The organism is Nonomuraea sp. B1E8 (assembly GCF_039871515.1).
Taxonomy (GTDB): domain Bacteria; phylum Actinomycetota; class Actinomycetes; order Streptosporangiales; family Streptosporangiaceae; genus Nonomuraea.
In genome coordinates this window covers 382,647-393,783 of record NZ_JBDPLS010000005.1, presented here as the reverse complement: position 1 = coordinate 393,783, position 11,137 = coordinate 382,647, and the positions used below count along the sequence as shown (strand labels likewise).

Sequence of the window (11,137 nt, the reverse complement as noted above, 5' to 3'; positions counted from 1 at the left end):
CAGATGTACTTCAAGCAACAGATGTGAACATTCGTCCCGAATGGCGGTTTGACTCTTTGTCAGCACACGGGTCGTGAATGTAACCATGGGTAAGGGTCACGCACGGTGATGCCGGGCCCGCATGCCTTACCGGTAGGCCTCATCCGTAAGGCTTCACAGTCACCATGTTCGCCCCCTCCGCCACGGTTCGGCGAGCCGTGCCGGCGATGTCCGGGTGCTTGCTGCCTACGCGACGGCGGGGGTTTCGTTCTGCCCAAAATTAAGGGGCGATGCGGTAGAAACCGGATAAAACGGTCGGACAACGGTTTTGGCCTGCCTTGACGTCCAGATGGGGACGTTCCTAATGAACGCAAAAGACAGGTCCACGTAATGGAAGCGAGCCGGCCCAGCCCGGCTGAGCCGGTCATCGATCCGTGGACTGATGGCGAAGCGTCACACAGCGTCGCGGTGCACCGTATTACCGTCATCGGGTATGAGGCACATCACCGTCATGACATCGTTAGTCGCCGCCTTTCTGGTCGCCGGCTGCTCGATCACCACCCCCGAGCCCGACCAGAAGGGCATCGTCTACGACGCGGGAGTCTTCTCCGACACCACGTTCCAGAACTGCGTCGACCCGGGCATTCGCGACGTGTCCGGCCCGGGCGACCGGGGCTACGTCTATCCGGCCGGCCAGCGCACGTTCGAGTTCGCCGCCGACCCCAATGATCCGGAAGGGGAGAAGACGAAGCCGGGGGCCGAGTCCGGGCCGCTGACGATGTGGACCAAGGACCCGCTGGAGATGCGGGTGTCCGGCGTCGTCACGTTCTCGCTCACCAGCGACTGCAAGACGTTGCGGCAGTTCCACGAGCAGATCGGGCTGAAGTACGAGGCCGACACCGACGAGGGCTGGGACAAACTGCTCAGCGTCTACATCGGCCAGCCGCTCGACCGGGCCCTCGACGCGGCCAGCAAGGAGTTCGCCTGGCGCGAGCTGACCTACCGCGACCCGCAGGCCAAGCAGCAGTGGGAGGCGAAGGTCGCCGAGTACATGGCGCAGTTCCTGCGCGAGCAGGGCGGCACGGCGTTCTTCGAGAAGTTCTCGGTCACGCTGCAGCAGCCGCAGCCGCCGCTGAAGGTGCGCGAGGCGATGGCCGCCGTCCAGCAGGCTCAGGAGGAGAACACGGCGCAGAAGGCGAAGAACGAGAAGGCGCGCACCGAGCTGGAGGCCATCAAGGATCTCAAGGACGTGCTCGGCGCGCAGGGCGCGGTCATGTGGCAGGCCGTCAAGGACGGGCGCATCCAGATCATCGTCTCCGACAGCGGCCAGATCAACGTCACGCCGAACCAGGGCCGGAAGGTGAACTGAGCGGCCACCCCCGGTCCGCGCCGTCCGCCGGGTCGGGCGAGCCCGGGCTTCAGAGCTTGAAGAGCTTGGGGTACGGCGCGGCGATGCGGCGGGTCTGGGCGCCGAAGTCGACGAGGACGGCGACGCCTTCCTCGACACCGACGACCGAACCGAGGCCGTAGGTGTCATGGCTCACCATGTCCTGCAGGACGAAGCTCTCCAGCGGGGGTGGGGCGACGTCGGGGACGTTGAACGGGCTTCCGGGAAGGCGTCGCCGAGGTGCGGATCGGTTAGGCGTCATTAAGGTAGTATGCGCTGTTTTTGGGGGAAATATCTCGATCTTCGCGTTGAAAGCCGTGTTTGTGCAGGTCAGCGGGCTGCCGGCGAGCGGCGATCCGGATCATTAAGCGGCCGGTGCCGTCGTGCCGGGGCGTCAGCGCGGCCGGGACGATGCGGATCGCCCCGGTCGTCGCCACCTTCCAGTTCGACCGACCCTGCGGACAGCCTTCCGGTCAGGCCGGTTCCGGGCGCGTGGGGCACGAGTCGGTGGTCCGGCCGGTCTCGAAGTACGCGAGCACCTTCGTGACGCAGCCGGGCACCTTGATGGCCGAGCCGTGCACGTCGTCGTCCATGCGCACCAAGGTGCCGCCGATGGTCTTATGCGTGGCGACCACGCCCTCCCACGGCGACAGATTCTCGTACCGGTGGCCCGACAACATCAACGAGCCGCCGTGGCGCTTCAGCGGCGTCTTGTTGACCGGCAGCGGCCATCCCGCGCACGCCGGCGCGACGGGGGTGGTCCTGCCGGTCACCGGATAGCGCTTCAGGCGCTCCTGGTAGGCGTTCCAGGCCGACTCGAACGAGCGCGAGCCCAGATCCTCGTTGCAGTGGTAGGCGAGGTTCGCCGTCATGTCGGTGCCGGAGGGTGCGCCGGACGGCGGGCTGCCGAACACCTTCCTGACCGTCGGCGGGGCGCTCGGCCCTTCGGCATCCTGCAGTTCGCTCAGCACCTGGGCCATCTGGGGCCAGTTGAAGCTCGGGCTGCTCGCGGCCTGGGAGATCAGAGCACCGTCCACGGTGAGGTCGATGTCGGTGAAGGTCAGAGGCTCCTCGTCATACGACTTCCGCATCTTCTCCACCGCCGACACCACCTGCTGACGGGTCGTGCCGAGTCCGTGCTCGTCGTTCCGCTCGGCGATCCAGGCGGCCATGCGCTGGAAGTTGCGGTCGGTGGCCTTGGCCCGCAACTCCGTGGCGACGTCCGTCCTGGAGTAGGGCGGTGCCGGGCTGTCGAGCCACATCCGGTCGATCTTGCCGCCGTGGATGCTGCGCAGGACGGTGCCGAGCCATCCGCCCCAGGAGACGCCGTAGAAGCTGATCTTCTTCTCGCCCAGCGCGCTGCGGATCCTGTCGACGTCATGAGCCGTGTTCTCGGTGGTGAGCTGCCCGATGAGCTCGGGGTTCGACTCGGCGCACGCCTTGTTCCTCTTGACCGTCTGGTCGTAGGCCTTCCTGGCCTGCTCCTCCGTGACCGGGCCCGGCTGCGGCCGTCCGCCCTGGCCGCCGCCGGAGCAGTCGGCCTTGGTGCTCCGGCCCACACCCCGAGGGTCGAACCCGATCAGGTCGTAGCGGTCGTCCAGCTCGACGCCCGTGGCGACGAACTCGACGGGCATCAGATAGCCGCTGCCGCCCGGTCCTCCGGGGTTGAGCACCATGGTGCCGAGCCGGCGCTTCTGGTCGGTGGCCTTCAGCCTGGTCAGGGCAACGGTGATCTGCTCGCCGCGCGGGTCGTCGTAGTCACGGGGAACGCTGATGGTTCCGCACTCCATGCGGTCGAGCAACTGCCTGGCCTTGGCGAGCTGCTCCTCGGACAACTTTCTGCCCAGCTCGTCGTCCGAAATCTCAGGGCACGTCGCCCAATTGAAGGCGGTGGGCTTGGTCCAGGCGCTCGCCGCCGCGGTCGGCGAGGCGAGGGCGACGGAGCCCGTCAGCAGGGCTCCCAAGGTCATGCCGGCCATGCCGGTCGCTGTCGTACGAGTCACAACTCGAGGTCCTTCGGAAGGAACGCACCGCGGAGACGGCCCGCGGTGTGCCGGACTTTCCGGGCTCCTCCAGTTGTGCACCACCGGCCGTTTCCGCTGCGTTTCCGAGCGGCCCCCCACCCGGGCCGGGTGGAGGGCCAGGCGTCCCTAGAACCGCACCTTCCGCAGGTAGCGGTACCCGACCTCCGCCGTACGCCGGGGCGTCACGTCGGGGGTGTCGTTCTCGACGATGTACTCGATCACCCGGTGCTCGTCGAAGATCCGCCGGAAGTCGATCGTCCCCGTGCCGAGGTCGGCCATGTCGCCGTCGAGATGCCGGTCCTTGACGTGGAACTGCAGCACCCGCTGCGGCGCCCGGCGGATCACGTCGAGCGTGAAACGCACCGGATCGCGCACGCCGCGCCCGACGCCGCCGGTGACCGCCCAGTAGAGGTCGATCTCCAGGTGGACCAGGCGCGGATCGAGCTCGGAGGTGAGCACGTCCCAGGGCGTCCTGCCGCCCCCGAGGTCGATGGTGAACTCGTGGGCGTGGTTGTGGTAGCCGTAGCGCAGCCCGGCCTTGCGCGCGGCGGCCGCCTCCACGTTCATGCGCTCGGCCCAGGCCTTCCACTGGTCCTCGCTGTCGGAGTTCAGGTAGGGCACGACCATGAACGACTGGCCGAGGGTCAGCGCGTTCTCGATCTTGGTCTCCAGCCCCGCGTCGTCGGCGCTGATGTCGTCGTGGCTGGAGGTGGAGCGGATGCCGATCCCGTCGAGGAACTCACGCAGCTCCTTGGCCGTACGGCCGAAATAGCCGAGCGCCAGCTCGACCTTGGGATAGCCGATCTCGGCCAGGTAGGTGAGGGTGGCGTCGTAGTTCTGGGCGAGGTCGTCGCGCACCGTCCAGAGCTGCATGCTGATCTGGCCCGGCGGGATGCGGTGCCTGCGGTGGTGGGGCGGCGTGGCGGCGGCGGGCGAGGCGGCGCCGGCGATGGCCGCCGTCCCGAGCCCGAGTCCCGCCGCCAGCAACGATCGCCTGCTGGGGCCGTAGCCGTAACACATGGGGATCTCCTATCGCGTGGGCTGGAGCACGACCCTGTCAGTGCCGGTCAGCGGCGGCAGGTCGCCGCCGGGGTCGGTGTAGGTGGCGACGAAGACGCCCGTCAGCTCGTCGGTCTCCGGGTCGTGCCCGCTCGGCTCGGTGGTCTGGATGGAGCCGGTGCAGCCGCGGGCCGTCGTCTGCGGATGGCCGTGGTCGTCGTGGCCGAGGATGTAGTCCACGGTCACGTCGGCGCAGTCGACCTCCTGGTCGTCGGTGACCCGCACCTCGAACTCGACCACGTCGCCGAACGTGAACGGGTCACCGTCCACGGGCCTGACCAGCTCCACGACCGGCGTGGCGTTGCCGACCACGATCCGCACCGACGTCGCCGCCGACCTGCCGTGCCGGTCGGTGACCTGCAGCGTGGCCTGGTACAGGCCGTTCTCCTCGTACGTGAACGACCCCTCGGGGCCGCGGGAGTCGACCCGCCCGTCGGCGTCGAAGTCCCACGCGTAGCTGAGCCGGTCGCCGTCGGCGTCGGTGGTGCCGTCGGCCGTGAAGGCGACCGCGAGCGGCGCGTGGCCGGCCGTCACCGACGCCGTGGCCGCGGGGACGGGCGTGTGGTTGCCGGTGTTGCCGATGTAGTCGTAGCGCGCCAGCTGGGCGTCCTCGTTCTCCTGGAAGTAGCCGTCGCCGTACTCCAGCACGTAGAGGGCGCCGTCGGGGCCGAACTCCATGTCCATCGGGTTGTCGAAGACGAGCGAGGGCAGCACGTCCTCGATGCGCCCGTCACGGTGGAACGCCTTCACGTAGTCGCGGGTCCACTCGTAGAACAGGGGGACGCCGTCGTAGTACTTCGGCCAGCCCACCGCCGTGCGGCCGCGCGTGTCACGCGGGTCGTAGTCGTAGGCCGGGCCCGCCATCGGGCCGATGCCGCCGGTGCCCAGCTGCGGGAACTCCGCCGATGCCCCGTACGAGTACCACACCTGCGGCTGCACGACCGGCGGCAGCTCGCGCCTGCCGGTGTTGTGCGGCGACTCGTTGACAGGCGCGGCGCAGTCGAACGCCGCGCCGGACGCGCCGGTCGCGAAGTCGTAGTCGACGTACGGGAGCCGCGCCGTCGCGCAGTACGGCCAGCCGTAGTTGCCGGCCCTGCGGATCGTCGTCCACTTGCCGGTGCCCGCCGGGCCGCGCTGGGGGTTGGCCTCCTGCTCGTCGGGGGAGTAGTCGCCCACGTAGAGGTCCCCGGTGGAGCGGTCGAGCTCGATCCTGAAGGGGTTGCGCAGGCCCATCGCGTAGATCTCCGGCCGGGTGCGCGGCGTTCCCGGCTTGAAGAGGTTGCCGCGCGGGATCGTGTACGAGCCGTCCGGGCGGACCTTGACGCGCAGGATCTTGCCCCGCAGGTCGTTGGTGTTGCCGGAGCTGCGCTGGGCGTCGAAGGCGGGGTTGCGGTCGGGCCGCTCGTCGATCGGGGTGAAGCCGTCGGAGGAGAACGGGTTGGTGTCGTCGCCGGTCGACAGGTAGAGGTTGCCCTGGGCGTCGAAAACGATGTCGCCGCCGACGTGGCAGCAGATGCCGCGGTCCACCGGCACGTCGAGGACGCGCTGCTCGGTGCGCAGGTCGATCGTGTCGCCGGTGAGGCGGAAGCGGGACAGCCGGATCAGCCCCTTGAAGGGCGCGAAGTCGTCCGGCGTGCCGGTGAGCGGGGCGTCGCCCTCGTTGACGTCCGGGGTGGCCGGGTCGTCGACGGGGGTGTCGAGCGGCGGGGAGTAGTAGAGGTAGACCCAGTCGTCCTTCTTCGAGCCCTGGCCGAAGCCGGGGCTGAGGGCGATGCTCTGCAGCCCTTCCTCGTCGTGCTGGTAGACGTCCAGCCGCGCGGCCAGGGTGTTGAGGCCGGTCTCGGGGTCGTGCAGCCAGACCTCGCCCTTCCTGGTGGTGTGCAGCACCCGCGAGTCCGGTAACACCGCCAGGTCCATGGGCTCGCCCGGATGGTCGTTCAGCGTCACCTTCTGGAACTGGTCGTCGGGCGGCGGGGCCGCGCCGCCGGACGTCCCAGAGGCCGGCACGGTGACGGTCGCGGCGGCGTTCGTGGTGGCGGCCGGCAGGAGGATCGCCGCAGCGGCGATGGCCGCGATCACGGTTCTCGTTCCCATGCCTCTCCCTTCGGTCTGCTCAGGGGGTTAAGAGAGGGCAAAGCACCGTGAATGTAACCCGGCTTCCGCCGACCATGGAGGCCCTAATTTCGTTGTCTGGAGCACTTTCGTCTCCGATCGCACTAAGTGCTCCCGCAGCCTGCGGGCGCCTCCGAGCACGACGCGGGGCGATGAGGTCCGGCGTCTTAGAGCCGCCCGGAGGTCATCAGGTGGACGATGGCGCAGCCGCCGACCGCCACGATGAGGATGCGCAGCGTGGCCGGGCTGAAGCGGCGAAGCGCCCCGCCGCTCAGCCTCGCGCATCAACCTGGGCTCCCTCGTGCGGATGCTCGGACGCAGGAAGCTCACCGTGGCGGCGTGCGCGGTGTCGGCGCTCGCGCTGTCGGTGCTGACCGGGGCGGCCCTGGGGGTCGCGGCGTGGTCGGCCACGGCGGTCCCCGACGACTGAGATCGGGGAAGGCGATTCCATAACGTCCTCCCCGGCAAGGTTCTGCTGATCCTCTGCGTAGGGACACAATTACCGCATGCCATCCTTCATGCCGCTGGTCCCCGGCGACCCGGAGCGTCTGGGGGGTTTCGACCTTCTCGGCAGGCTGGGCGAGGGCGGACAAGGTGTCGTCTACCTGGCCAGGACGCCGATGGATGCGTACGTGGCCATCAAGTGGCTGCGCCCGGACCAGTCGGGCGAGGAGGAGAGCGTCGAACGCTTCCTGCGCGAGGCGCAGGTCGCCCAGCGGGTGGCGTCGTTCTGCACCGCCGACGTGCTCAGCACGGGCGTCGAGCACGGCCGGCCGTACATCGTCAGCGAATACGTCGAGGGGCTCTCGCTGGACCGGGTCGTGCGGGATGAGGGTCCCCGCACGGGCCCCGCGCTGGACCGGCTGGCCATCGGCACGGCCACGGCGCTGGCCGCCATCCACGAGGGCCAGGTCGTGCACCGCGACTTCAAGCCGGCCAACGTCATCATGGCCGGTGACGGGCCGCGCGTGATCGACTTCGGCATCGCGCGCACGCTGGATCCGGTGCAGATGACGAGCAGCACGCAGATCGGCACTCCGGCGTACATGAGCCCAGAGCAGATCCTGGGCCGGCCGGTGGGGCCGGCGACCGACATGTTCGCCTGGGCCGCCACGATGGTCTTCGCGTCCTGCGGGCGGGCGCCGTTCGGCGCCGAGGGCACGCACACGGTGATGCAGCGGGTGCTCCACGAGCAGCCCGACCTGGGCGCGCTCGACGGGCCGCTGCGCGAGGTGGCCGAGCAGTGCCTGGCCAAGGATCCGGCGCGGCGGCCGACGGCCAAGGACGTCATGATGCGGCTGCTGCGCAGGTCCGGGCCCGTCGACGAGGACGGAGGGCCGGCGCCCGCCACCCCGCCAACCCCGCTGGCGGCCGCCCCGCCGTCCGTCCCCCAGCGGCCCGCGCGGGCGCTGCGGCGCAGGACCGTCGTCGTCGGCGCGGCCGTGGCGACGGCCCTGCTCCTCACGGTGGCCGGGGTCGCGGCGACCGGGCTGATGACGCCGACCGGCAGCGCGGCCCAGCCCACCTCGCCCGCGCCGTCGAAGGCGACGACCCCGGCGCCGCGTGCCACGGCCACGCCCGTCGACATCGATCTGCCCGGCGGGGCCGAGCTCTTCGAGCGGCCCGCCGACCCGATCAGGCTGATGTCGTACAGCATCGAGAACGAGAAGACCGACGAGGACGTCTACTACGCCAGGAAGGCACGGCGGGGCACGTTCGAGAAGTACACCGGCATCCTCGACTCGCTGGTTTCCCCCGACGGCCGCTACCACGCGATCAGGCAGACCGACTACACCTCCGACGGCTACGACTCCGTGCTCGTCACCAACGGCGAGGCAGGGGTCAGCTTCCGGGTCAGAACCGTGCACGATCCGCTGGAGAGCACCATCACGGCCTGGTCGACGGACAGCTCGAAGATCCTGCTCAACGTGACCAAGCCGACCAAGGACGCGCAGGGCAAGGAGGGCCGGGCCACCACGGGCTTCGCCATCATCGACGTGGACCGGGCCGACCTGGCCCGGAGCAGGGCGACCGTGGTCGAGGTGCACGACGCCACGCTCGGCGACGACGAGTTCGGCTGGGACGCCCGGGGAGAGGGCGTGATCTACTTCCACGAGAAGATCAAGGGGCTGCGCTTCTACGACGCCTCCGGCCGTCCCACGCGCGACCTGCCCGGCGTGGGCGCGCTCGAGGCCGGCGCCGAGCTCCAGTTCTCGCCCTCGGGCAAGAGCTTCGTGACCGACTGCCGCGACGGAGAGGCCGACGGCGACCACTGCCTCTGGGACACCGCGACCGGCAGGCAGACCCGTACGTTCTCCTCCGACTGCGACAAGGTGCTCGGCTGGTTCGACGAGAACCATCTCTTCTGCTGGGAGCAGGACAACGGCGCCAACGACGAGATCCAGGTCGTGACCCTGGACGGCAAGCTGGTGCGGAGGTTGATGGACGTCCCCAAGGACGTTGATCTCTCCCCCAGATACGAGGTCAACCGCTCCGCATGACCAGCGTTACGGACGGCTAACTTAACCGCCGGTAAGGTTGCCGTGGATCCACGGCGTGAACACACAATTATCGTCATGCCATCCTTCACACCGCTCGTGTCCGACGATCCCCCAGAGCTCGGAGGCATGGAGCTCCTCGGCAGGCTGGGTGACGGCGGACAGGGCGTCGTCTACCTGGCCAGGACACCCATGGGCGCGCACGTGGCTATCAAATGGCTGCGCGGCGACCAGGCGGACAACGAGGAGAGCGTCCAGCGTTTCCTGCGCGAGGCGCAGGTCGCCCAGCAGGTGGCGCCCTTCTGCACCGCGGTCGTGCTCAGCACGGGAGTCCAGGATCGCCGGCCGTACATCGTCAGCCAGTACGTCGAAGGCCCCTCCCTGAAGCGGATCGTCCAGGACGAGGGCCCGCGCGCCGGCGCCGCGCTGGACCGGCTGGCCATCGGCACCGCCGCCGCGCTGGTCGCCATCCACGAGGGCCAGGTCGTGCACCGCGACTTCAATCCGAGCAACGTCATCATGGCCGGCGACGGGCCGCGCGTGATCGACTTCGGCATCGCGCGCACGCTGGACCCGGTGCAGATGACGAGCAGCACGCAGATCGGCACTCCCGCGTACATGAGCCCCGAGCAGATCCTGGGCCGGCCGGTGGGGCCGGCGACCGACATGTTCGCCTGGGGCGCCACGATGGTCTTCGCGTCCTGCGGGCGGGCGCCGTTCGGCCATGACGGGCCGCACGCGGTGGCGGAGCGGGTGCTCAAGGAACCGCCCGACCTCGGCGCGCTCGACGGGCCGCTGCGCGAGGTGGTCGAGCGCTGCCTGGCCAAGGACCCGGCGGAGCGGCCGACGGCCCAGCAGGTGATCATGCAGTTGCTGCGGAGATCGGCGGGCGGCGGCGACCCGCTCAGGGACGTGACCTGGGAACCGTCCGGGGAAGGCGGCCTGCCCGCGAGCCAGGAACGCACGCGCCGGCCCGTCGCCGGCGTGGCCGCCGCCGTCACCGCGCTCGTCCTGGTGTCGGGGGCGGCCGGGGTGGCCGTGGGCAAGGCCGTCTATGAGCCCGACCCGCTCACCACCCGGACCGCGGCCGTCACCTCGGCGACGCCACAGGCCACGAGCACGCCGGAACCCGTCGAGACCAAGCCGCCAGGCGGCCGGATCACCCTCTACGAGAGCCCGGCCGACCCGATCAGGCTGACGGCGTACGAGCTCAAGGACAAGAAGACCGACACCCACGTCGACTACGCCAGGGAGTCGCTGGAGGGCACGTTCGAGAAATATCCCACCAACGACAAGTCGCTGGTCTCCCCCAACGGCCGGTATCTCGCGGAGAGGCCCAAGCTCTACACCGACGACGACTACAGCTCGGTCCTCCTCACCAACAGGGATACGGGGTCCAGTTTCCGGGTCAAGACGGTGCGCAAGCCGATGAGCGGCTCCATCCAGGCCTGGTCGAAGGACAGCACGAAGATCCTGCTCAACGTCACCAGGAAGACCGGTGACGACTGGCTCACCGTCGGCTTCGCCATCCTCACGGTGGACCAGGCCGACCTCGCCAGGAGCGCGGTCAGCGTGATCGAGGTGGCGGACAAGGCGATCGAGGACCACGAGTTCGTCTGGGGACCCGGCGAGCGGAGCGTGGTCAGCGCCTACGGCGACGGCGACGGGTTACGCTTCTTCGACGCTTCCGGCAAGCTCACGCGCGACGTGCGGGACGTCGGTGAGCCGCCGTTCGACGACGCGCAGATCTTCTCCCCCTCGGGCGGGACGTTCGTGACCGACTGCCCGAGCGGCCACGACGGCGACCACTGCCTCTGGGAGTCCGCCACCGGCAAGCAGGTCCGCGCGTTCTCCTCCGACTGCGACACGGTGATCGGCTGGTACGACGAGACGCATCTCTACTGCTGGGAGCGGGACAACGCGAGCCTGATCCAGCTGAGGGTGGTGGACTTCGGCGGCAAGCTCGTGGACAAGCTCATGGAGGTGCCTGATGGAGCCGGCGTGATCGTGCACTACACGGTCAACCCGGCCACGACCCGGGGACCCCTCCCGGAGGGCGGAGGCTAGCGTGATCCGGT

8 protein-coding genes are annotated in these 11,137 nt (G+C 69.4%); 4 read left to right on the top strand and 4 right to left on the bottom strand.

Going from position 1 to position 11,137, the window contains the following annotated elements; translation table 11 throughout:
* Nucleotides 1–490: 490 nt before the first annotated feature.
* Nucleotides 491–1,348 (top strand): SPFH domain-containing protein, encoded by an 858-nt coding sequence (locus ABGA98_RS19735; RefSeq protein WP_347619796.1) that lies wholly within the window; start codon nucleotides 491–493, stop codon nucleotides 1,346–1,348.
* Between the two features lie 49 nt (nucleotides 1,349–1,397).
* On the opposite strand, the gene ABGA98_RS19730 is transcribed toward ABGA98_RS19735, so the two are convergent.
* The 4 genes from ABGA98_RS19730 to ABGA98_RS19715 form a co-directional block, all read right to left on the bottom strand.
* Entirely contained in the window at nucleotides 1,398–1,628 is a 231-nt protein-coding gene (locus ABGA98_RS19730; protein ID WP_347619795.1) for a hypothetical protein, read from the bottom strand.
* A gap of 211 nt (nucleotides 1,629–1,839) precedes the next feature.
* Nucleotides 1,840–3,369, bottom strand: a complete 1,530-nt coding sequence (locus tag ABGA98_RS19725; protein ID WP_347619794.1) for an alpha/beta fold hydrolase — start codon at nucleotides 3,367–3,369, stop codon at nucleotides 1,840–1,842.
* Nucleotides 3,370–3,516: 147 nt separating this feature from the next.
* Nucleotides 3,517–4,410: a sugar phosphate isomerase/epimerase gene (locus ABGA98_RS19720; RefSeq protein WP_347619793.1), complete on the bottom strand. Its 894-nt coding sequence runs from the start codon at nucleotides 4,408–4,410 to the stop codon at nucleotides 3,517–3,519.
* A gap of 9 nt (nucleotides 4,411–4,419) precedes the next feature.
* Entirely contained in the window at nucleotides 4,420–6,543 is a 2,124-nt protein-coding gene (locus ABGA98_RS19715) for a PQQ-dependent sugar dehydrogenase (RefSeq protein ID WP_347619792.1), read from the bottom strand.
* A gap of 325 nt (nucleotides 6,544–6,868) precedes the next feature.
* On the opposite strand from ABGA98_RS19715, the gene ABGA98_RS19710 reads away from it, so the two are divergent.
* From ABGA98_RS19710 to ABGA98_RS19700, 3 genes are all read left to right on the top strand, one after another.
* On the top strand, nucleotides 6,869–6,991 hold the full coding sequence (locus tag ABGA98_RS19710; RefSeq protein ID WP_347619791.1) for a hypothetical protein: 123 nt from the start codon (nucleotides 6,869–6,871) through the stop codon (nucleotides 6,989–6,991).
* A 76-nt stretch (nucleotides 6,992–7,067) separates the two neighbouring features.
* Nucleotides 7,068–9,062: a serine/threonine-protein kinase gene (locus ABGA98_RS19705; protein WP_347619790.1), complete on the top strand. Its 1,995-nt coding sequence runs from the start codon at nucleotides 7,068–7,070 to the stop codon at nucleotides 9,060–9,062.
* 75 nt (nucleotides 9,063–9,137) lie between these two features.
* Entirely contained in the window at nucleotides 9,138–11,126 is a 1,989-nt protein-coding gene (locus ABGA98_RS19700; protein ID WP_347619789.1) for a protein kinase, read from the top strand.
* Nucleotides 11,127–11,137 lie beyond the last annotated feature (11 nt).